The 20,998-nt window shown below is 70.1% G+C and carries 20 protein-coding genes; 12 read left to right on the forward strand and 8 right to left on the reverse strand.

Annotated features, from left to right (window positions below; translation table 11 throughout):
- Window positions 1-43 precede the first annotated feature (43 nt).
- From JX005_RS15275 to JX005_RS15290, 4 genes are all read right to left on the reverse strand, one after another.
- Window positions 44-763 carry an ABC transporter ATP-binding protein gene (locus JX005_RS15275; RefSeq protein ID WP_307858615.1) on the reverse strand — a complete coding sequence of 240 codons (720 nt, stop codon included), beginning with the start codon at window positions 761-763 and terminating at the stop codon, window positions 44-46.
- A 74-nt stretch (window positions 764-837) separates the two neighbouring features.
- On the reverse strand, window positions 838-1,893 hold the full coding sequence (locus JX005_RS15280; RefSeq protein WP_214468449.1) for an ABC transporter ATP-binding protein: 1,056 nt from the start codon (window positions 1,891-1,893) through the stop codon (window positions 838-840).
- Window positions 1,883-2,860 (reverse strand): branched-chain amino acid ABC transporter permease, encoded by a 978-nt coding sequence (locus JX005_RS15285; protein WP_214468450.1) that lies wholly within the window; start codon window positions 2,858-2,860, stop codon window positions 1,883-1,885. The genes JX005_RS15280 and JX005_RS15285 overlap by 11 nt, the downstream gene beginning before the upstream one ends.
- 3 nt (window positions 2,861-2,863) lie before the next feature.
- On the reverse strand, window positions 2,864-4,165 hold the full coding sequence (locus JX005_RS15290) for a branched-chain amino acid ABC transporter permease (RefSeq protein WP_246534068.1): 1,302 nt from the start codon (window positions 4,163-4,165) through the stop codon (window positions 2,864-2,866).
- A gap of 376 nt (window positions 4,166-4,541) precedes the next feature.
- Here JX005_RS15290 and guaB point away from each other — a divergent pair, with 376 nt between their 5' ends.
- Window positions 4,542-6,044 carry an IMP dehydrogenase gene (guaB, locus tag JX005_RS15295; RefSeq protein WP_214468451.1) on the forward strand — a complete coding sequence of 501 codons (1,503 nt, stop codon included), beginning with the start codon at window positions 4,542-4,544 and terminating at the stop codon, window positions 6,042-6,044.
- A gap of 251 nt (window positions 6,045-6,295) precedes the next feature.
- Here guaB and JX005_RS15300 read toward each other — a convergent pair whose 3' ends face one another.
- A complete protein-coding gene (locus tag JX005_RS15300; RefSeq protein ID WP_214468452.1) occupies window positions 6,296-7,438 on the reverse strand; it encodes an FAD-dependent oxidoreductase in 1,143 nt (380 codons plus the stop codon).
- Window positions 7,439-7,492: 54 nt separating this feature from the next.
- On the opposite strand from JX005_RS15300, the gene JX005_RS15305 reads away from it, so the two are divergent.
- The 10 genes from JX005_RS15305 to JX005_RS15350 all read left to right on the forward strand — a co-directional run bounded on the left by JX005_RS15305 (window position 7,493) and on the right by JX005_RS15350 (window position 17,511).
- Complete coding sequence (locus JX005_RS15305; RefSeq protein WP_214468453.1) at window positions 7,493-8,116, forward strand: TMEM175 family protein; 624 nt, start codon at window positions 7,493-7,495, stop codon at window positions 8,114-8,116.
- Between the two features lie 79 nt (window positions 8,117-8,195).
- On the forward strand, window positions 8,196-8,480 hold the full coding sequence (locus JX005_RS15310; RefSeq protein WP_214468454.1) for a DUF2277 domain-containing protein: 285 nt from the start codon (window positions 8,196-8,198) through the stop codon (window positions 8,478-8,480).
- A 107-nt stretch (window positions 8,481-8,587) separates the two neighbouring features.
- Entirely contained in the window at window positions 8,588-10,276 is a 1,689-nt protein-coding gene (locus tag JX005_RS15315) for an ABC-F family ATP-binding cassette domain-containing protein (protein ID WP_214468455.1), read from the forward strand.
- Window positions 10,277-10,457: 181 nt separating this feature from the next.
- Window positions 10,458-11,579, forward strand: a complete 1,122-nt coding sequence (locus JX005_RS15320; protein WP_214468471.1) for a GuaB3 family IMP dehydrogenase-related protein — start codon at window positions 10,458-10,460, stop codon at window positions 11,577-11,579.
- A gap of 149 nt (window positions 11,580-11,728) precedes the next feature.
- On the forward strand, window positions 11,729-12,577 hold the full coding sequence (locus JX005_RS15325) for an SURF1 family protein (protein WP_214468472.1): 849 nt from the start codon (window positions 11,729-11,731) through the stop codon (window positions 12,575-12,577).
- Window positions 12,578-12,586: 9 nt separating this feature from the next.
- On the forward strand, window positions 12,587-13,087 hold the full coding sequence (locus JX005_RS15330; protein WP_214468456.1) for a DUF3817 domain-containing protein: 501 nt from the start codon (window positions 12,587-12,589) through the stop codon (window positions 13,085-13,087).
- A complete protein-coding gene (gene guaA / locus JX005_RS15335) occupies window positions 13,084-14,667 on the forward strand; it encodes a glutamine-hydrolyzing GMP synthase (RefSeq protein ID WP_214468457.1) in 1,584 nt (527 codons plus the stop codon). The genes JX005_RS15330 and guaA overlap by 4 nt, the downstream gene beginning before the upstream one ends.
- On the forward strand, window positions 14,664-16,052 hold the full coding sequence (locus tag JX005_RS16440; RefSeq protein ID WP_214468458.1) for a glycosyltransferase: 1,389 nt from the start codon (window positions 14,664-14,666) through the stop codon (window positions 16,050-16,052). The genes guaA and JX005_RS16440 overlap by 4 nt, the downstream gene beginning before the upstream one ends.
- A gap of 245 nt (window positions 16,053-16,297) precedes the next feature.
- The gene (locus JX005_RS15345) at window positions 16,298-16,927 is read left to right on the forward strand and encodes a ClpP family protease (protein WP_214468459.1); all 630 of its coding nucleotides are present in this window, start codon (window positions 16,298-16,300) and stop codon (window positions 16,925-16,927) included.
- Window positions 16,924-17,511, forward strand: a complete 588-nt coding sequence (locus tag JX005_RS15350; protein WP_214468460.1) for a ClpP family protease — start codon at window positions 16,924-16,926, stop codon at window positions 17,509-17,511. Before JX005_RS15345 ends, JX005_RS15350 begins: the two co-directional genes overlap by 4 nt.
- A gap of 284 nt (window positions 17,512-17,795) precedes the next feature.
- On the opposite strand, the gene JX005_RS15355 is transcribed toward JX005_RS15350, so the two are convergent.
- A complete protein-coding gene (locus tag JX005_RS15355; protein WP_214468461.1) occupies window positions 17,796-18,506 on the reverse strand; it encodes an MBL fold metallo-hydrolase in 711 nt (236 codons plus the stop codon).
- 75 nt (window positions 18,507-18,581) lie between these two features.
- Between JX005_RS15355 and JX005_RS15360 the strand changes: the two genes are divergently transcribed.
- Window positions 18,582-19,106 carry a TetR/AcrR family transcriptional regulator gene (locus JX005_RS15360; protein ID WP_214468462.1) on the forward strand — a complete coding sequence of 175 codons (525 nt, stop codon included), beginning with the start codon at window positions 18,582-18,584 and terminating at the stop codon, window positions 19,104-19,106.
- A gap of 16 nt (window positions 19,107-19,122) precedes the next feature.
- Here JX005_RS15360 and ligD read toward each other — a convergent pair whose 3' ends face one another.
- Together ligD and JX005_RS15370 are read right to left on the reverse strand one after the other, a co-directional pair.
- Window positions 19,123-20,367 carry a non-homologous end-joining DNA ligase gene (gene ligD, locus JX005_RS15365; protein WP_214468463.1) on the reverse strand — a complete coding sequence of 415 codons (1,245 nt, stop codon included), beginning with the start codon at window positions 20,365-20,367 and terminating at the stop codon, window positions 19,123-19,125.
- A gap of 75 nt (window positions 20,368-20,442) precedes the next feature.
- Window positions 20,443-20,793: a helix-turn-helix domain-containing protein gene (locus tag JX005_RS15370; RefSeq protein ID WP_214468464.1), complete on the reverse strand. Its 351-nt coding sequence runs from the start codon at window positions 20,791-20,793 to the stop codon at window positions 20,443-20,445.
- Window positions 20,794-20,998 lie beyond the last annotated feature (205 nt).

Genomic DNA, 20,998 nt, shown 5'->3' on the forward strand with positions numbered 1-20,998 from the left:
AGAGCGGATGCCGCAGCATCCGCTCTCCTCTTTATGTATACGGTCAGGCCGCGTCGGTCCCGAGGGTGCCGAGGTACAGGCCGATGACCTTGGGGTCGTTCAGCAGGTCACGGCCGCTGCCGTGGTACGCGTCGCGGCCCTGGTCGAGCACGTAGCCGCGGTCGCAGATCTGCAGGCAGCGTCGGGCGTTCTGCTCGACCATGATCGTGGTCACGCCGGCCTTGTTGATGTCGGAGACGCGGATGAAGGCATCGTCCTGCCGGACCGGCGAGAGACCGGCCGACGGCTCGTCGAGGAGCAGCACCGCCGGGTCCATCATGAGCGCACGCGACATCGCCACCATCTGGCGCTCACCGCCGGAGAGGGAGCCCGCGCGCTGCTTCAGCCGCTTGCCGAGCTCGGCGAAGATGCCCGTCACGAACTCCAGGCGCTCGGCGTACTGCTTCGGGGCCTGGTACAGGCCCATCTGCAGGTTCTCCTCGATGCTGAGCGACGGGAAGACGTTGTTCGTCTGCGGCACGAATCCGACGCCGCGCGTGACGAGCTTGTCCGAGTTGAGGCCGACGACGTCGTCGCCGTTGACCGTGATCGAACCGGAGCGGACCTTCACCATGCCGAAGATCGCCTTCAGCAGGGTCGACTTTCCGGCGCCGTTCGGCCCGATGATGCCGATCAGCTCGCCCTTGCGGGCCATGAGATTCGCGCCCTGGATGATGTTGATGCCCGGGAGGTAGCCGGCGTACAGGTCGGTGACCTCGACCACGACGCGCTCTGTGCGTGCGGCCTCGACCGAACCCGCTCCGGTCGTCGAGGGTGCACCCGCTGCGGAACTCTTGCTCACTTCTTCTCCTCCTCGGCCTCGGCGATCGAGGCCTCCTCGGCCTCCTTGATCTCCTCGAGCAGCTCGTCCTCGGCCGCACTGTGTTCGCCCGCGACGCGGCCGGTGACGACGCCGAGGTCGACGTCCTGGTGGCTGCCCAGGTAGGCGTCGATCACGGCGGAGTCCTGCATCACCGTCTCGGGCGGACCCTCAGCGACGACGCGGCCCTCGGCCATGACGACGACCCAGTCGGCGATGTGCCGGACCATGTGCATGTCGTGCTCGACGAAGAGCACGGTCATGCCGAGGTCCTTCAGATCGAGGATGTGGTCGAGCAGCGACTCGGTCAGCGCCGGGTTGACGCCGGCCATGGGCTCGTCGAGCATGACGAGCGTCGGGTCGCTCATGAGGGCGCGGGCCATCTCGAGCAGCTTGCGCTGTCCGCCCGAAAGCGAGGCCGCGTAGTCGTCGGCCTTCGCGTCGAGCTTGAAGCGTGCGAGCAGCTCCATCGCCTTCTCTTCGTTGGCGTCGTCCTGCTTGCGCCAGATCGCGGGGATGATGCTGGACAGCAGGCGCTCACCCTTCTGCGAGGTCGCGCCGAGCTTCATGTTCTCGAGGACGGTCAGCAGCGAGAGCGCCTTGGTCAGCTGGAAGGTGCGCACCTGCCCCATGCGGGCGACCTTGAACGACGGGATGCCCGACAGGTTCGTGCCGTCGAACGACCACGAGCCCGAGTTGGGCTTGTCGAAGCCGCACAGCAGGTTGAACAGCGTCGTCTTGCCGGCGCCGTTGGGGCCGATGAGCGCCGTGATCGCCCCACGAGGGATCTCGAGGTGCTCGACGTCGACGGCGGTGAGACCGCCGAAGCGGCGCGTCACGTTGTCGATGATCATGATCGGGTCGGTCTTGGCGACGCCGGGGACGTTGTCGCCCTTCGCGAGCCCGCTCGTCTTCGGACGGCGGATGCTGCCCGTTGCGGTGGTGGCCGCGCCCGTGGTGGGCGCGGGGCCCGTCGCCGGCGGCGTCGCGCCGCCCGGCGTCACGGGCTCCGGAGGCGTGCTGTTACTTGACAAAGGTCAGCTCCCTCTTGTTGCCGAAGATGCCCTGTGGGCGGAAGATCACGATGAGCATGAGCGCGACACCGACGAGGATGAAGCGCAGCGTGCCGGCCTGCACCGACGACATGGGCAGGATGCCCGAGTTCGCCAGCGCGGGCAGGACGTTCCCGAGGAAGCCCATGATCACCCAGAAGATGATCGAGCCGACGACCGGGCCGAAGACCGTGGCCGCGCCGCCGAGCAGCAGGATCGTCCAGAGGAAGAACGTGAGCGAGGTGGTGTACGTCGCGGGGACCACGGCAGACGGGAGTGCGAAGACCACGCCGCCCAGCGCGCCGAAGATGCCGCCGATGATCAGGGCCTGCATCTTGTAGGCGAAGACGTTCTTGCCGAGCGAGCGCACGGCGTCCTCGTCCTCGCGGATGCCCTTGAGCACGCGGCCCCACGGGCTGCGCATGAGCGCCCACACCAGGTAGACGGCGATCGCCAGCAGGATGATGCCGAAGACGCGCACCCAGAGCTGATCCGCCGTCCACGTCCATGGGCCGAAGCCGTACGTGCCCTCCGGGAAGGGGTTCGCCGCGCGGAAGCCCGCGTGGTAGCCGCCCAGGCCGTCGGCCGAGTTGGTCCACTCGTCGAACAGCTGCGTCGTGAGGGCGAGGCGCACGATCTCCGCCGCCGCGATCGTCACGATGGCGAGATAGTCGGCGCGCAGACGCAGGGTCGGGATACCGAGGATGATGGCGAAGACCACCGCGGCGAGGCATCCGACGATGATGCCGACCCACCAGGGCCACCCGAAGGTGAGGATCGAGATCGCGTAGCCGTAGGCGCCGAGCGCCATGAAGCCCGCCATGCCGAAGTTGAGCAGGCCCGCGTAGCCGAAGTGCACCGCGAGACCGGTCGCCGCGAGGGCGTACGCGATCGTCTCGGGGCTGAACAGCCAGTAAGCCGTGTTGTTGAGAATCTGTCCCCAATCCATGGCCTAGCCAAGCCTCTCTTTACGACCCAGGAGGCCTTGTGGCCTCACCAGGAGAATGATGATCAGGACCGCCAGCGCGCCGACGTACTTCATGTCCGGCGGGATGCCGAGCAGGGTCGACAGCTCGACCAGGATTCCGACGATCAGCGAGCCGATGAGGGCTCCGAACGCGGTGCCCAGGCCACCCAGGGTGACGGCGGCGAAGATGAGCAGAAGCACCTGGACGCCCATGTCCCACTTGACGCCGGGGCGGAAGTAGGCCCACAGGATGCCGGCGACCGCGGCGAGCGATGCCGACAGCACCCACACGATGCGGATGACGCGGTCGACGTTGATGCCGGAGGCCGCGGCGAGGCCGGGGTTGTCGGAGATCGCGCGCGTCGCCTTGCCGATGCGGGTGCGCAGCAGCCAGAACGCGACGGTGAGGAGCAGGACGATCGAGATGCCCATCGAGAGCAGGTCGATCCAGGAGACGGCGATCGGACCGACACGGATGTCGCGCGGTGCGCCTGCGCCGGGCAGCTGGTACGTGCCTCCGCCGATGAAGAACTGGTACGTGTAGCGGACCGCGAGCGAGAGACCGATGCTGACGATCATGAGCTGGACGAGTCCGAGCCCCTTTCGCCGCAGGGGTCTCCATAGGCCGGCGTCGAGCGCCCAGCCGAAGGCGGCGCCGAAGACGATCACGATCGGGATGACGAGCCACATCGGCAGGCCCATGTTCGCGAAGACGAGCGCGATGATCGCGCCGAACGTCAGCATCTCGGCGTGCGCGAAGTTCGTCAGGCCGGTCGTTCCGAAGATGAGCGAGACGCCGACGGCCGCGAGGGCCAGCAGCAGGCCGAAGTTGACACCGCTGATGAGGCGCTCGGAGAACTGATCCCAGAACGACGTGGTCAAGCGCTCACCCTCGCCGAGGAAGAGGTTCACGATCTTGGTGCCGGTCGCGCCGAACTCCACGTCGAAGGAGGCCGTCGTGCCCGAGTTGGGCTGCATGCCCTCGGGCAGCTGGGCGGGATCGACGATGACCCCGTCGGGGAGGGTGTCCTCGTCGACGACGAGCGTGTACTCGTCCTTCTCCGGTACGTAAAGGCGCCATTTGCCCTCGGCGTCGGTGATCGTCTCGGCTTCGAACCCGCCACCGTCGACCGAGATGACCACGTCGGCGACGGGCTCGCCGTCGAACGTGATGACTCCGCCGAAGTAGAACTCGGTCTGCTCCTGGTCACCCCCAGGGGTGTCCGGTGCAGATGCAGAAGCGAACGCGCCGGACGGCGAGGAGAGGAACAGCATCGCTGCTGCCATCAGCACGCCGGCGAGGACGACGACCCAACGGGGGATACCCCTTGTGGCCACAGTCGTAGGACCCACAGAACCTCCAGTTCAGCACGATGCACACCGAGGCCCGGGTCGCATCGGCCGTGATGAACGACGGTACGACCCTAATGTGTCCGCCGTGTTTCCCCTAGTTACCCCCACCGACACGTGACCGGATCGGAATGCACTACTGTCACGCGAGCTCCCGGATGCGCTCCGCCGGCACGCTGTCCGAGCGCCGCCCATGGACGGGTCGCGCGGGAACAAAAGGCCCCGGCCCGCGCTTAGAATCGAGTACGGAGCGTTCCCGCGCACCGGCCGTCGTCGACCACCTGAGAAACGCGCCGCGAGCGCAGGAGAATTAATGGAGCACAACGACCCCTTCGGTTTCGTCGGACTGACCTATGACGACGTCCTGCTTCTGCCAGGGCACACCGACGTGATCCCGAGCGAGGCCGACACGTCGTCCCGCGTGACTCGCCGCATCACGGTCGCCACGCCCCTGCTGTCCGCGGCGATGGACACGGTCACCGAGGCGCGACTCGCGATCGCCATCGCACGCGAGGGCGGGATCGGCATCATCCATCGCAACCTCTCCATCCAGGAGCAGGCATCGATGGTCGACCGCGTGAAGCGCAGCGAGTCGGGCATGATCACCGACCCGATCACCACCACTCCCGACGCGACCATCGAAGAGGTCGACTCGCTCTGCTCCCAGTACCGCATCTCCGGGCTTCCGGTCGTCGACGAGGACAATCGCCTGGTCGGCATCGTCACCAACCGCGACATGCGCTTCGTCTCGGGCTTCGAGCGCCAGACCACCCGGGTGCGCGACGTCATGACCACCGAGAACCTGGTGACCGGCCGCGTCGGCATCAGCGCCGGTGAGGTCATCGCACTGTTCGCGCAGCACCGCGTCGAGAAGCTGCCCCTGCTCGAGGACGACGGCACCCTCGCGGGCCTCATCACCATCAAGGACTTCGACAAGAGCGAGAAGTACCCGCTGGCCACCAAGGACGAGCAGGGTCGCCTCCGCGTCGGCGCCGCGATCGGCTTCTTCGGCGACGCATGGGAGCGCGCCGAGGCTCTGCGCGAGGCCGGTGTCGACGTGATCGTCGTCGACACCGCGAACGGCCAGTCCGCCGGCGTCATCGACATGGTCCGGCGCATCAAGGCCGACGCCTCGTTCGACCACATCGACGTCATCGGCGGCAACGTCGCCACTCGAGAGGGCGCACAGGCGCTCATCGACGCGGGCGTCGACGCAGTGAAGGTCGGCGTCGGGCCCGGCTCGATCTGCACCACGCGCGTCGTCGCCGGCGTGGGTGTGCCGCAGGTCACCGCGATCTACGAGGCATCCCTCGCCGCGCGAGAGGCGGGTGTGCCCATCATCGCCGACGGCGGTCTGCAGTACTCGGGTGACATCGCCAAGGCTCTGGTCGCCGGCGCCGACACCGTCATGCTCGGGTCGCTCCTCGCCGGCACCGACGAGTCGCCGGGAGAGATCGTGTTCCAGGGCGGCAAGCAGTTCAAGCTGTACCGCGGCATGGGCTCGCTCGGCGCGCTGCAGACCCGCGGCAAGAAGACCTCCTACTCGAAGGACCGCTACTTCCAGGCCGACGTTCCCAGCGACGACAAGCTGATCCCCGAGGGCATCGAAGGCCAGGTCGCCTATCGCGGTCCGGTCTCGGCCGTGGCGTATCAGCTCGTGGGCGGACTCCGTCAGTCGATGTTCTACGTCGGTGCCCGCACCGTCGAGGAGCTGAAGGCCAAGGGCAAGTTCGTGCGGATCACCCCGGCAGGGCTCAAGGAGTCCCACCCGCACGACGTGCAGATCGTCGTCGAGGCGCCGAACTACAAGCGCTGACCGGCCTGTCGCGTTTCGTCTCGTCGCTTCGCTCCTCGCTCAACGACCGGTGTCTCCCGGGTCGTTGAGCGAGCGAAGCGAGACGAAACGCGTCGCGCTTCAACCGCCGGGTCGTTGAGCGAGCGAAGCGAGACGAAACGCGTCGCGCTCCAACCCGCGGGTCGTTGAGCGAGCGAAGCGAGACGAAACGCGTCGCGCTCCAACCCCCGGGTCGTTGACCGAGCGAAGCGAGACGAAACGCGTCTCCGTCTTCAGCGATCGAGTCGGAACGGCGCCGCTGCCCGCTCGGTGTCGTCGAGCGCGAGCCGGGCGAGCACGCCGCCGACCGCGGGTGTGAACTTGAAGCCGTGGCCCGAGAAGCCGGCGCCCACGACGATGCGGCCGCGCCGGTCGAGCACGAAGTCCTCCGAGTCGGTCGACGTGTAGGTGCAGCTGATCGGCGTCGCCGGGCCGGGGTCGAGCCCCGGAAACCACTCGCGCACGTACCCCTCTAGCGCCCGCGCGAGAGCCGGCTCCGGCCGGAACGGGCGATCGTCGGGATCGACGACCGGCCCGACATGGTGGAATCCGACCTTGATCCCCTCGCCGGGCGTCGGCATGCCGTAGGTCTGCCCCGGATGTGGTGCGTGCCCGGCTGAGCCGCCCGAGCCGCCGAGAAAGTGGTTGAACGACGGCCACGCGTCGAAACCGGGGAAGGGTGCGAAGTGCGCCGGGCTCTCCTCCGTCACGGTCAGACGCGGCAGCGGGAATCCGGCGGGCAGCAGGCGCGTGGTCCACGCCCCGGCGGTGACGATCAGGGTGTCGGCGCGCAGGCGGTAGCGCTCGCCGCGGGCGTCGACCGTCACGGTGACGCCGTCGCCGTCCTCCGCCACGTCGACCACCGCGTGGCCGAAGCGCACGTCGGCGCCTTCCCTCCGCGCGGCGGTCTCGAGCGCATGGAGAGCGGCCTCGGCCCACACCACGCCCGCGTCTTCGGTCAGGAGCACGTCGCCCGCGAACCGCATGCCCGCCCAGCGCCGGGTCGCCTCTGCCGCGGAGAGCACCTGGGCGCGCTCGCCGCGTGCCGCGAGTGCGTCGTGAACCTGCGCGACGAGAGTGTCGTCACCGTGGGTGACGAGCCCATGCAGGCGCAGCAGCGGTTCGCCGGTCGCGCGGGCGAGGTCATCCCAGCCGGCCCGCGCATCCGCGAGCAGGTCGAGGTAGTGGTCCTCGCCGTAGGCGTTGTTGAAGTTGCGCGTCGCGCCGTGCGAGGCGCCCCTGGTGTGGCCGCGGTCGAACTGCTCGAGGGCGATGACCGCGTGGCCCCACCTCGCCAGCTGCCATGTCGTCGCGAGGCCCATCGCACCGGCGCCGATGACGACGTACGGGATGCTGGGGACGGACTCGTGCGCCATCTCCCCATCCTCCCAGCGGTATCCGCCGGAAGCGGTCGTCGTTACGATGTGGCCATGATCCGGCAGCGACGGCACCCGGCGTCGACGCAGGCGACGACCCGCCTCGAGGCGTTCACCGACGGTGTGTTCGCCATCGCTGCGACACTGCTCGTGCTCGACCTCACCACGCATTCCCTCGGTGAGGTGGGCTCCGACAGGGAGATGTGGGATGCGCTGGCCGAGATGTGGCCGCTCTTCTTCAACTTCGTCCTCAGCTTCCTGCTGCTGTGCCTGCTGTGGCGCACGCACGTGCAGCAGTTCGAGTTCATCGCGCGGATCGACAGCCCGATCGTCTGGCTGAACAACTTCCGGCTGCTCTTCATCGTGCTGGTGCCGTTCGCGACGGGCCTGACCACCGAGTACTCCGAGTACCTTCCCGGTCGGATCGCGATGCCGATCGCCTTCTTCTTCGCGATCCTCTTCGGCTGGCTGCAGTGGATGTGGGCGGTGCGCCGCCGTGAGGTGATGCTGCCCGATCTGATCGAGGCGCAGGCGCGCGCCTACGGACGTGGTGCGCTGAGTGCGGTCATCGTGGCGGCGATCGTCGTGGTGCTCTCGCCGTTCATCGGTTCGTTCGCCTTCCTGCTGTTCCTCTTCGACGGACTGCTGACGAGGGCGCTGCACGGCGAGGACGACTGAGACGAGCGGATGCCGCGGCCGAGGCATCCGTCAACCACGGGCATTCCGCCCGTCCGCCGCCCGGCGTATCGTCGGCTCCATGTGCCGGAACATCCACACGCTTCACAACTTCGAGCCTGCCGCCTCGTCGGAAGAGGTGCACGCCGCCGCGCTCCAGTACGTCCGCAAGATCGCCGGCACGACGAAGCCGTCGAAGGCGAACCAGGAGGCCTTCGACCGCGCGGTGCACGAGATCGCCCACATCACGCAGCACCTGCTCGACGACCTCGTCGCCGTGGTTCCTCCGAAGAACCGCGAGGAAGAGGCGGCGAAGGCGCGCGAGCGGGCCATCAAGTCGGGGCGGTACGCGGCTCCCGCGGCCTGAACGTTTCGGGTCGCTGAGCGAGGAGCGCAGCGACGAGACGCGGTCCTATAAGCTGATCGGCTCCCCGAACGGCGAAGGATGCCGCGCGGAGCAGACAGGGAACCACCGTGGGGTACATCGACATCGCCGCCGTCTCATACGCGCTGCCCGACGGCAGGCCTCTGCTCGACGAGGTCTCGTTCCGGGTCGGCGAGGGGTCGACCACGGCGCTCATCGGACAGAACGGCGCAGGCAAGACGACCCTGCTGCGGATCGTGCGCGGCGAGACACCGCCGCTGTCGGGCGTGGTCTCGATCGACGGCGGACTCGGCGTCATGGACCAGTTCGTGGGTCACGGCGAGCCCGGGCAGACCGTGCACGACCTGCTCATCGCCGTCGCCCCCGACCGCGTGCGCCGCGCGGCACGCGAGCTCGAGGACTCCGAGGCGGCGATCATCGAGCGCGACGACCTCGACACCCAGATGCGCTACGCGAGCGCGCTCGCCGACTACGCCGAGGCCGGCGGCTACGAGTACGAGACGGTGTGGGACACCTGCACGATCGCGGCCCTCGGCGTTCCCTTCTCGCGCGCACGGTTCCGTGAGCTCACGACGCTCTCGGGCGGCGAGCAGAAGCGGCTCGCGCTCGAGGCGCTGCTGCGCGGACCCGATCAGGTGCTCCTGCTCGACGAACCCGACAACTACCTCGACGTGCCGGGGAAGCGATGGCTCGAGGCGAAGCTCCGCGAGACGGCGAAGACCGTGCTGCTCGTCTCCCACGACCGGGAGCTGCTCGCGCGCGCGGCCGACCGCATCGTGACCCTGGAAGCGGGTGGTGCCGGCAGCACCGCGTGGGTGCACGGCGGCGGCTTCGGCACGTACCACCGCGCACGCGACGACCGCATGGCCCGGCTCGACGAACTGCGGCGGCGGTGGGACGAGCAGCACGTGAAGCTCAAGGCGCTGGTGGCGACGCTCAAGGTGAAGGCGACGGCGAACGACTCCTTCACGTCGCGCTACCGTGCCGCGCAGACGCGCCTGCGGAAGTTCGAGGAAGCCGGTCCGCCGCAGGAGCGGCCGCCCGAGCAGGACCTCGTGCTGCGCCTTCGCGGCGCACGCACCGGCCGGCGGGCCGTGGTCGCCGAGCAGCTCGAGCTCACCGGGCTGATGAAGCCCTTCGACGTCGAGGTGTGGTTCGGGGACCGGGTCGCGGTGCTCGGGTCCAACGGCTCGGGCAAGTCGCACTTCCTGCGACTGCTGGCCCGCGGCGGCACCGACCCCGACGGGCGCCTCGGCCATGTGACGACGACCGGAGCGGGCCTGCCGTCCGTCGATCACACCGGGCGCGCGGTGCTGGGCGCGCGCGTCGTGCCGGGATGGTTCGCCCAGACCCACCGGCACCCCGAGTTCAGCGGTCGGACTCTGCTCGACATCCTCCACCGCGGCGAGGATGCCCGCGCCGGACTGCCCCGGGTCGCCGCGAGCAGCGCCCTCGACCGCTACGGGCTGGTCGGTCAAGCCGAGCAGACCTTCGACAGCCTCTCGGGAGGTCAGCAGGCGCGGTTCCAGATCCTGCTGCTCGAGCTGTCGGGCGCGACGCTGCTGCTGCTCGACGAGCCCACCGACAACCTCGACCTGGTGTCGGCGGAGGCGCTTCAGGACGCCCTCGCGCGCTTCGAGGGCACCGTGCTCGCGGTGACGCACGACCGCTGGCTGGCGAAGTCCTTCGACCGGTTCCTGGTCTTCGGGGCCGACGGGAACGTGTTCGAGTCGGACCGGCCGGTCTGGGACGAGGCCCGCGTCGCCCGCGACCGCTGAGGCGGCCGCTCGGGTCGGGGCGTTTCGTCTCGCTTCGCTCGCTCAACGACCGGGTGCGTCCGCGTTTCGTCTCGCTTCGCTCGCTCAACGACCGGGTGCGTCCGCGTTTCGTCTCGCTTGGGTCGCTCAACGACCAGGGCGGGGGCCGCGCGACCCCGGCGGGTAGGCTGGGAGCGTGAGCATGGACATCGAACTCGGTCGCGCCAAGCGCGCACGCCGCGCGTACACGTTCGACGACATCGCGGTCGTGCCGTCGCGGCGCACGCGCAACCCCGAGGACGTCTCGACCACGTGGACCATCGACGCCTTCAGCTTCGACATCCCGGTGCTCGGAGCCCCGATGGACTCCGTCGTCAGCCCGCAGACCGCGATCATGCTCGGTCAGCTCGGCGGGCTCGGCGTCCTCGACCTCGAGGGCCTCTGGACGCGCTACGACGACCCCACACCCCTCCTCGCAGAGATCGCCGGGCTCGAGAAGGCCGAGGCGACGCGGCGCATGCAGGAGGTCTACTCCGAGCCGATCAAGCCCGAGCTCGTTCGTGATCGCCTCGCCGAGATCCGTGCCGCCGGCGTCACCGTCGCCGGTGCGCTCACGCCCCAGCGCACGCAGGAGCTCTACGAGACCGTCGTCGCCGCCGGCGTCGACCTCTTCGTGATCCGCGGCACCACGGTATCGGCGGAGCACGTGTCGTCCGTCGACCAGCCCCTGAACCTCAAGAAGTTCATCTACGACCTCGACGTCCCGGTGATCGTCGGCGGAGCCGCCACCTACACGGCGGCCCTCCACCTCATGCGTACGGGCGCAGCGGGCGTTCTCGTCGGATTCGGCGGGGGCGCGGCATCCACCACTCGCGCCACTCTCGGTCTGCACGCGCCGATGGCGACCGCCGTCGCCGACGTGGCCGGTGCGCGCCGCGACTACCTCGACGAGTCGGGCGGCCGCTACGTGCACGTGATCGCCGACGGCGGCGTGGGCACCTCGGGCGACATCGTCAAGGCGCTCGCGATGGGGGCCGACGCCGTCATGCTCGGCGTGGCGCTGGCGCGGGCGACGGATGCCCCGGGCAAGGGCTTCCACTGGGGTCCCGAGGCGCATCACTCCAAGCTCCCGCGCGGACGCCGCGTGAAGGTCGACCAGGTCGCTTCGCTCGAAGAGGTCCTGTACGGCCCTGCGCCCGTCGCCGACGGAACCGCGAACCTCATCGGCGCGCTGCGCAAGTCCATGGCCACCACCGGATACTCCGACCTCAAGGAGTTCCAGCGGGTCGAGGTCGTCGTCGTCGCGCCGTACAGCCTGGGATGACCGAACCCGACGCCGGGTCGTCGAGCGGGCGCAGCGAGACGAAACGCTCCGAGCCCACGAGCGCCGTGACGTCCGGCGCAGACGACTCCGCGAGCGCGCCGGCCGAGGCATCCGTCCCCGAGGTCTTCCCGCCGACCCTGCGCGAGGTCATGCTGCGCCCGCAGTGGATCGCGATGCTGCTGTTCTGCCTCGTCGTCGCGGGAGTGTTCGCGTGGCTCGGGCAGTGGCAGCTCAGCCGAGCCATCGACACCGACCCGCCCGAGGCCGGTGCGACCGAGGTGGTCCGCCCGATCGCCGAGGTCGCCGCGCCGGGGGAGTACCTGCCCGAGCCGCTCGTCGGCCAGCGGGTGACGGTCGACGGGTTCTGGATGCCGGGCAACTTCCTCGTCGTCTCCTCGCGCTTCAACGACGGTGACGAGGGCTACTGGGTGACCGGGCAGCTTCGGCTGGCGGGCACCGACGAGCCGACATCGCTGGCCGTGGCGCTCGGCTGGGCGCCCACCCTCGACGAAGCACAGGCCGCTGCGGAACAGCTCGACCGGGGTACCTCGGGCGCCGTGAAGACTCCGGAGACGGTGACCGGGCGCCTCATCTCGGACGAAGGCCCAGTGCCGCCGCCGAACGGCGCCGACCCGCAGACCCTGACCCGCATGTCGCCGGCGGCGCTGCTCGGGCAATGGACCGACGTCGACGACATGGACGTTTACCGCCCGTACCTGGCGTCCGAGACGGCGCCACGCCCGCTCGTCGACATCTCGTCGCCGGCGCCGGAGGAAGGGTCCGGGGTCAACTGGCTCAACATCTTCTACGCCGCGGAGTGGGCGATCTTCGCCGGTTTCGCGTTCTACCTCTGGTACCGCCTCGCCAAGGACGCGTGGGAGAAGGAACTCGAGGACTTCGAAGACGATGACGACGAAGCGGATGCCGCTTCCCACGCCGCCTACGGAGCCGGTTCCGACGCCGCAGCACCGGACGGCGCCGCGGAAACACGCGGGTAGACTGGCTCCATGCCCCGCCCCCCGAAGCTCGCTACGTTTCCGGCGATCCGCGGAGCCCTGAAGTTCTACCAGATCTGCTCGATCATCACCGGCACGATGCTGCTGCTGCTGGTCGCCGAGATGGTCATGAAGTACGCCTTCAGCCTCGAGCTCTTCCTCGGCGGATCCGGCGGCTTCCTCTGGTGGGCTCCCGTGGTCGAAGGGCCCGACGGGCCCGAGTCGACCGGCGACGGGTTCAACCTGTCGCTCGGCATCCTCGTCGCACACGGCTGGTTCTACGTCGTCTACCTCGTGGCGTGCTTCCGCGTGTGGAGCCTCATGCGCTGGAACCTGCTGCGCCTGGCCATGCTCGCCGCGGGTGGCATCGTGCCGCTGCTGTCGTTCTTCATGGAGGCGCGCGTCGGTCGTGAGGTTCGGCAGTACCTGAAGGCCCGCGAAGACGCCGAGCTGCACTCCGGCGCCGAGCACTCCACCCTCACCCACGCGATCCCCACGGAGAACCAGCGTTGACCGAGCAGACCGAAACCTCCCAGCGACCGGTCCTGGTCGTCGACTTCGGGGCGCAGTACGCCCAGCTCATCGCGCGCCGCGTGCGGGAAGCCGGGGTGTACAGCGAGATCGTGCCGCACACCGCGTCGGCCGCCGACATCGCGGCGAAGAACCCCGTCGGCATCATCCTGTCGGGCGGCCCGTCCTCGGTGTACGAGACCGGCGCCCCGGCGCTCGACACGGGCGTCTTCGATCTCGGCGTGCCGACGCTCGGCATCTGCTACGGCTTCCAGGTCATGGCCCAGGCTCTCGGCGGCGAGGTCGCCAACACCGGTCTTCGTGAGTATGGCGCGACCGACGCCGCGGTCACCGGCGACGGGGGCGTGCTCCTCGGCGGTCAGCCCGTCGACCAGAACGTCTGGATGAGCCACGGCGACCAGGTCTCGCGGGCACCCGAGGGCTTCGATGTGCTGGCTTCGACCTCGGCCACTCCGGTCGCCGCGTTCGGCAGCGACGAGAAGCGCCTCTACGGCGTGCAGTGGCACCCCGAGGTGAAGCACTCCGACCACGGTCAGCAGGTCATCGAGAACTTCCTCCACAAGGCGGCAGGTCTGCCGGCCGACTGGAACAGCGGCAACGTCATCGCCGAGCAGGTCGAGCGCATCCAGGCGCAGATCGGATCGGGCCGCGTGATCTCCGCGCTGTCCGGCGGCGTCGACTCCGCTGTGTCCACCGCCCTCGTGCACAAGGCCGTCGGCGACCAGCTCACGGCGATCTTCGTCGACCACGGGCTGTTGCGGAAGGGCGAGCGCGAGCAGGTCGAGAACGACTACGTCGCCTCGACGGGCGTCCGCCTGATCACCATCGACGCGCGCGAGCAGTTCCTGAACGCGCTCGAGGGCGTGAGCGACCCCGAGCAGAAGCGCAAGATCATCGGGCGGGAGTTCATCCGCTCGTTCGAAGCCGCCGAGCGCGAGCTCGTCGCCGAGGCTGAGGCCGACGGCGAGCCGATCCGCTTCCTCGTGCAGGGCACGCTGTATCCCGATGTCGTCGAGTCCGGCGGTGGCGCCGGTACGGCGAACATCAAGTCGCACCACAACGTCGGCGGGCTTCCCGAAGACCTGCAGTTCGAGCTCGTCGAGCCGCTGCGCACCCTCTTCAAGGACGAGGTGCGCGCGATCGGCCGCGAACTGGGCCTGCCGGAGGCGATCGTCGCCCGCCAGCCTTTTCCGGGCCCCGGCCTCGGCATCCGGATCGTGGGTGCGGTCACCGCTGACCGGCTCGAGATTCTGCGTGACGCCGACGCCATCGCCCGCGAGGAGCTGACGAAGGCCGGCCTCGACGGCGAGATCTGGCAGTGCCCGGTGGTGCTGCTCGCCGACGTGCGCTCGGTGGGCGTGCAGGGCGACGGCCGCACGTACGGTCACCCGATCGTGCTGCGCCCCGTCTCGAGCGAGGACGCGATGACCGCCGACTGGACGCGGCTGCCCTACGACGTGCTCGCCCGCATCTCCAACCGCATCACCAACGAAGTCCGCGAGGTGAACCGCGTCGTGCTCGACGTGACGTCGAAGCCGCCGGGGACCATCGAGTGGGAGTGACCGGCACAGGCGCCGGGCTGCCCGACGCGGACTACGTGCTGCTCGGCAGCCGTGTCGCGCTCGGGCTCGACGGCGGATTCGCCGTCGCGGTGCCGCGGCGCCTGCGGCTGCTCGCGTCCGCCGGCGCGCGCGACCCGCTGCAGCTGAGCGTCGACGGTGCGCCGCCCGAGGTGCACGCCGCGCAGCGGCAGGACTTCGTCGACGCCGGGCTGCTCGACTCGGTGGGCTCCGCGCGCAATCTCTTCGACGACCTCGTCGCCGATCCGTCGTGGCTGTGGCCCTACGCTGCGGCCGCAGATGGCGAGGTTCCCGCGGGCGAGCGTCGAGAGGTGACGGATGCCGCAGGCCGAACCGTCCTCTCGCTCCCGGTGCTCGACGACCCGCTGTGGCATCTGTCCGATGCTGTGATCGTGGTGCCCACTCCTGACGGCGACCGCTGGCTGCGGGGGTTCCGCGCGCTGTACATCGCATGGCTCACCCACCTCACCGACCAGCGCCGGGCGGCCGCCGGCGACCCCGACCGCCTGCTCGTGGTGATCTGCGAGTCGCGGCAGATCGGGGAGACGCTGGTCGACTGGGACGACCCCCGCGTGCGGCTGGTGCACACCGTGCACAACTCGCACCTGCCGGCGCCGTACGACGATGCGGACGCCCCCGTCGCGGGCATGTGGCAGCGCTGGCTCGAGATCCTCGACCGCTACGACGCCGTGCTGTGGCCGACACGGGCGCAACGCGACGAGGTGGCCGCCCGATTCGGCGACCCCGGCACCTTCCACGTCGTGCCGAACACGATCGATCTCGGCGACGAGCCGCCGGATGCGGCATCCCGCGATCATCGCAGCGTCGTGATGATGAACCGGCTCGCCGACCAGAAGCGCGTCGACCTGGCGATCCGCGCGTGGGTGAGGGTGGTTGCCGCTGTGCCCGACGCGCGGCTCGACGTGTACGGCGACGGCCCGCTGCGGGAAGAGCTGCGCTTGCTCGTCGACGAGCTCGGGCTCGGCGGGTCGGTGCACATACGGGGCACGACCGACGACCCCGACGCGATCTTCGACCGCGCGGCGCTGTTCCTCGTGTCGACGGCGTTCGAGGGCCAGGGGCTCGCGATCGCCGAAGCTCTGGCGCGAGGCCTTCCGGTCGTGACGTTCGACGCCCGGTACGGCCCGCGCGAGGCGGTGGGCGATGCCGGCGTGCTCGTCGCGCCGGGCGACGTCGAGGGTCTCGCCGACGCCGTGATCGACCTTCTGCGCGACGAAGACCGCCGCGCCGAGCTGGCCGCCCATGCGCGGTCGGTGGCCGCGGCGTTCACCCCCGATGCCGTGCGTCCCGCACTGGTGGCCGCAGTGCGCGCTGCGGTCGAGGCGCCGTCGCGTCGCGCCCGCTGACGCCGGGCCGCGTTCGTCTTGCTGCGTTTCGTCTCGCTTCGCTCGCTCAACGACCCGGGCAGGCGGATACCGGTCGTCTCGCTTCGCTCGCTCAACGACCCGTGTGTTGAGTGTCCAGGACGTGCCGTCGGTCATGCCCAGCACGCGGCGTTTCCTGGACGCTCAACCGAGGGGATCCGCCGTGGGCGGAGCGGCTGAGGGCGGAATCGGATGCCGGTGCCCGCCGCGCCGCGCAGGCTGAGGTCATGGCAGAAGAAGGCAAGATCCCCATGTTCGGGGCCGAAGCCCGGCGCGAGCTGTTCCACCAGCGCGTGCTCGTGCTCGACGGTCCGCTCGACGATGACAACGGCACGCTCCTCGCGACGCAGCTTCTGGCGCTCGCGGCCGAGGACGAGGCATCCGATATCTCTCTCTGGATCCATTCGCCGGGCGGCTCTGTTCCGTCGATGCTCGCGATCCGCGACGTGATGCGGCTCATTCCGAACGACGTGGCCACGCTCGCGCTCGGGTTGGCGTGCAGCGCCGGCCAGTTCCTCCTGTCGGCTGGGACGCCCGGCAAGCGCCGAGCGCTGCCGCATGCCCGGATCTTGATGCACCAGGGCTCGTCGGGCATCGGCGGGTCGACGGTCGACGTCGAGGTGCAGGCCGGCGACCTGCGGCACACGCGCGACACGGTGCTCGGCCTCATCGCCGCCGACACCGGGCAGCCGATCGACCGCGTCTTCGACGACTCGCTCCACGACCGGTGGTACACGGCGGCCGAGGCGCTCGAGTACGGCTTCATCGACGAAGTCGTCGACGACTTCGCCCAGGTCGTGCCGCGGCGCCGACGTGCTGCGGGCCTCGGACTCGGCCCGGCGGAGGTGGCGGCATGACCTCGTACACGATCCCGAACGTGGTGGCGCAGCATCCGCGCGGCGACCGCGTCATGGACGTCTACTCGCACCTGCTCGCGGAGCGCGTCGTCTACCTCGGCACCGGCATCGATGCGGGAGTGGCGAACGCGCTCATCGCGCAGCTGCTGCATCTCGACGCCGACAGTCCGGACCGCGACATCCAGCTCTACATCAACTGCGAAGGCGGGGATCCGGCGGCCATGCTCGCGGTCTACGACACCATGCAGCACGTGCGGCCGGACGTCGCGACCACGGTCGTCGGGCAGGCGATCGGCGTCGGGGCGGTGATGCTCGCCGCGGGTGCGGCCGGGAAGCGCGCGGTGCTGCCGCACGCGCGGGTCGTGCTGCACCAGCCTGCCGGTCAGGGGAGGGGAGCGATCCCCGACCTGATCCTGCAGGCCGACGAGCTCGTGCGAGTGCGTGGAGACGTCGAGGCGATCCTGGCGCGCCACACCGGCAAGGATCCGGCGCAGCTGCGCGCCGACACCGACCGCGACCGGGTGTTCACGTCGACGGATGCCGTGGCTTACGGCCTGGCGGACCGAGTGCTCGCCGAGCGCTGACCCCCGCCCCTTCGCGCCGCCTCGGGTCGTGTGCCCCGCGCCCGGGTTGAGTGTCCCCGCGCTAGGGGCTCAGTGCCCCCGCGCCCCGGGTTGAGTGTCCAGGACCCGCCGTGCACCGGGCGGCCGGCGCGGCGTGTCCTGGACACTCAACCGCTGGGGACGGGTGGAAGGGCCGGGCGGGTCCCGTGGCTTGAGTGTCCAGGACCCGCCGTGCATCGGGCCGCCGGCGCGGCGTGTCCTGGACAGTCAACGGCGGAGGGGAGGGCGCGGAGCTCTAGCGGGGGTCAGGCGGCGGCTCGGACGACGGCGGCCACGTCGGCGGGCGAGCCCTTCCACGGCGTTCCATGGCCGGGCAGCACCCACGCCGCGTCGACGCCGGCCAGGCGATCGAGGGACTTGAGGGCGAGGGCGGGCTCGTCAGTGAAGGGCGCGGGCTGCATGCCGGGGCGGCCCGTGAGCACGTGCCGCGTGGTGAGCGCATCGCCGACGAACACGGCCCCGGCGATCGACGAGTGGATCGCGATGCTGCCGGGGGAGTGGCCGGGCAGTCCGATGATCCGGGGCGAGCCCGGAAGGTCGAGCACGTCGCCGTCGGCGACCTCGACCACCTCCGTGAGGTGCTCGGTGCGGAAGCCCTTCTTCCGCAGGGCGTAGGTGAAGAAGCCGAGCGTCGGGCCGATGCGCAGCGGCCCCATCGGCGTCTTCGGCTTGTCGCCGCCCTTCGCGCGGTCAGCGTCGGCTGCGTGCACGTACACGGGCACGCCGTGCTCGCGGCGCAGCCGCTCGGCGAACCCGATGTGGTCGCTGTCGCCGTGGGTGAGCACGAGGCCTCGGATGTCGTCGAGCGATCGGCCGAGCGACGCGAGCTCGTCCGTGAGGTCGTTCCAGTGGCCGGGCAGGCCCGCGTCGACGACGGTGATCCCGTCGGGCGTGACGATCAGGTACGCGGCGACGATGTCGTTGCCGATGCGGTGCAGGTTGGGTCCGAGTCGCATGAGATCCTCCGAGGCTTGTGTCGGCTATGGTACGTAGCTATGATAGCTTATGTCAATAGCCATCAAGGAGGACCGATGCCGACTCCCGACCGGACGTCCCTCGCCGCGATCGTCGACGCGGGCCGTGACCTGCTCGAGCTCGGCGGGCCGTCGAAGGTGACGATGCAGGCCGTTGCCGAGCGCGTGGGGGTGCGCGCGCCCTCGCTCTACAAGCGGGTCCGCGACCGCGACGCGCTGCTCGGACTCGTCGCCGAGGCGACCATCGACGACCTGGGTGGCCGGCTCGCGGCATCCGATGGATCACTCTCCGCCCTGGCCCGCGCCTACCGGGCCTTCGCGCATGCGCGTCCCCAGGGATTCCGGCTGATGTACGCCGTCTCGGGGAGCGGCGACGCGTTCGCACGCGCGAGCGAGCCCGTGCTGCGCGCGGCGCGCGAGGCGGTGGGCGACGAGCGAGCGCTGGAGGAGGCCCGGCTGCTGACGGCGTGGGCGACGGGATTCGTCAACATGGAGCTGTCGGGGGCATTCCGCCTCGGCGGCGACGTCGACGAAGCCTTCGAATACGGGCTCACCCGCCTCGCGACTGCGAGCGACCGCTAGCGACCGCTAGCGACCGTTAGTCGGAGCCCGGGCGCCCCGGCCACTCCTTGCCGGCCCACGGGTCGTAGTCGGCGATCAGCTCTCCCTGCGTGGGGCGCTCGCCCTCGGGGACATGCTGCAGATTCACGCGCACGCGGTACCAGAGCGAGCTCGACCCGCGCATGCCGTCCACGAGCACATCCGCCGGATGCAGGAGCGGCACGACGGCCGGATGCCGCGCCTTCCATTCCTCGAGCGCATCGAGCGCCTCGGGCTTGGTCTTGGTGCGGGCCACCTCGACCAGCGGCATCGTCGATTGCCGCCGCCCCTCGCCGTCGCCGGCGCGCGGCGGCTTTTCGGCCGGACCGAGCTCCTCCGCCAGCGCCAGCAGCCCGTCGAGGGTGCCGACGGTGTCGTCGATCCCGCGGTGCGGGTCGCCGATCTCGGCGAAGCGCTCGAGCACGCTCGCGACCGTGAACTCCTCGGGGCGCCGCACGGCGACCTCGTCCCAGCCCATCGGGGTCGACACACGTGCGTCGGGCAGCGGGCGGATGGAATAAGCGGATGCCACGGTCCGGTCTTTCGCGTTCTGATTGAAGTCGACGAACACGCTCTCGCCGCGCTCCTCTTTCCACCAGCGCGCGGTGGCGAGTCCGGGCGCGCGGTTCTCGACCTCGCGGGCGAGGGTCTCGGCGGCGAGCCGGAGCTGCTTGTAGTCCCAGTGCGGCGCGATGCGCACCAGGATGTGGAGTCCGCGCGATCCGCTGGTCTTCGGCCAGCCGACGAGCCCGACGTCGTCGAGCACCTCGCGCGCGACCATCGCGACGTCGACGATCTGCGACCAGTCCACCCCGGGCATCGGGTCGAGGTCGATGCGCAGCTCGTCGGGGTGGTCGAGGTCTTCGGCGCGGATCGGATGCGGGTTCAGGTCGAGGCAGCCGAGATTGACGACCCAGGCGAGGCCCGCGGCATCCCGGATCACCGCCTCTTCGGCGGAGGTGCCGCGCGCGTACTGGAGGGTGGCGGTGTCGATGAAGTCGGGGTGGTTCTCGGGCACGCGCTTCTGGAAGAACGCCTCTTGATCGATGCCCTTCACGAACCGCTTGAGCACCATCGGGCGTCCGCCCGCGCCACGCAGAGCCCCGTCGGCAACGGCGAGGTAATACTTCACGACGTCGAGCTTCGTCAGCCCGGGCTCGGGGAAGACGACCTTGTCGGGGCTCGAGATGCGCACCTCGTGCCCGTCGATCTCAAGGAACTCCTCTTTGCGCGCTGGGCTCATTCGCCCCACGCTAGCCCGCAGCTCGGACAGCGGCCAGGGCTTGCGCGCCGCACCGCGCGCCTCTCGCGCGACGACCTACGCGGCGAGGCTGTAGGCGGCGTGCACCCCGACGGCGGCGCGCTCGGTCGTGTGGGCGCGCAGGTCGTCGACGACGGCGGCGGTGAGATCGACTAGGGTGACCTCGAGCGCGCCGGCGACAGCGGCGATCATCTCGCTCGACGGCTCCTTGAGGCCGCGCTCGATCTCGGAGAGGTACTGCGGCGACACGCCGGCCCGCTCGGCCGTGTCGGCCAGACGCTCGCCGCGGTCGTGCCGCAGACGGCGCAGCTGCTCGCCGAGCGCGTCGCGCCAGAGCGGCTCGGGCTCGCGCGGAGCACGGGGTGCGGGGGGCGAGGGCTTCGTCGGCAGCTGGATGATCTCGGCCATGCCGTCACGATAGAACTCGGATGCCTCGCCCGACGACCTCTTCCGCTCAGAGCAGAACGGGCCGGTGTCGTGCACAGAATCGGATGCCGTAGCCGACACGCCGGGCGGTGGGGCACGACCCCCGGCGAGTCGCCACGATCTCCGAGGTTGCGACTGAGGCTCGGGCCCCAGAACGCCGAACGGCCGCCCGGAGAACCGGGCGGCC

This window comes from Microbacterium flavescens (genome assembly GCF_018588945.1).
In the GTDB taxonomy this organism is placed as follows: Bacteria; Actinomycetota; Actinomycetes; order Actinomycetales; family Microbacteriaceae; genus Microbacterium; species Microbacterium flavescens.

Coding starts and splice junctions, on each gene's coding strand:
- JX005_RS15310 (WP_214468454.1), top strand. CDS start 8,196: ATGTGCCGGAACATCCACACGCTTCACAACTTCGAGCCTGCCGCCTCG.
- ligD (WP_214468463.1), bottom strand. CDS start 20,367: ATGAGCCCAGCGCGCAAAGAGGAGTTCCTTGAGATCGACGGGCACGAG.
- JX005_RS15300 (WP_214468452.1), bottom strand. CDS start 7,438: ATGGCGCACGAGTCCGTCCCCAGCATCCCGTACGTCGTCATCGGCGCC.
- JX005_RS15355 (WP_214468461.1), bottom strand. CDS start 18,506: ATGCGACTCGGACCCAACCTGCACCGCATCGGCAACGACATCGTCGCC.
- JX005_RS15290 (WP_246534068.1), bottom strand. CDS start 4,165: ATGGCAGCAGCGATGCTGTTCCTCTCCTCGCCGTCCGGCGCGTTCGCT.
- JX005_RS15325 (WP_214468472.1), top strand. CDS start 11,729: ATGCTGCGCCCGCAGTGGATCGCGATGCTGCTGTTCTGCCTCGTCGTC.
- guaB (WP_214468451.1), top strand. CDS start 4,542: ATGGAGCACAACGACCCCTTCGGTTTCGTCGGACTGACCTATGACGAC.
- JX005_RS15320 (WP_214468471.1), top strand. CDS start 10,458: ATGGACATCGAACTCGGTCGCGCCAAGCGCGCACGCCGCGCGTACACG.
- JX005_RS15350 (WP_214468460.1), top strand. CDS start 16,924: ATGACCTCGTACACGATCCCGAACGTGGTGGCGCAGCATCCGCGCGGC.
- JX005_RS15330 (WP_214468456.1), top strand. CDS start 12,587: ATGCCCCGCCCCCCGAAGCTCGCTACGTTTCCGGCGATCCGCGGAGCC.
- JX005_RS15345 (WP_214468459.1), top strand. CDS start 16,298: ATGGCAGAAGAAGGCAAGATCCCCATGTTCGGGGCCGAAGCCCGGCGC.
- JX005_RS15285 (WP_214468450.1), bottom strand. CDS start 2,860: ATGGATTGGGGACAGATTCTCAACAACACGGCTTACTGGCTGTTCAGC.
- JX005_RS15360 (WP_214468462.1), top strand. CDS start 18,582: ATGCCGACTCCCGACCGGACGTCCCTCGCCGCGATCGTCGACGCGGGC.
- JX005_RS15370 (WP_214468464.1), bottom strand. CDS start 20,793: ATGGCCGAGATCATCCAGCTGCCGACGAAGCCCTCGCCCCCCGCACCC.
- JX005_RS15305 (WP_214468453.1), top strand. CDS start 7,493: ATGATCCGGCAGCGACGGCACCCGGCGTCGACGCAGGCGACGACCCGC.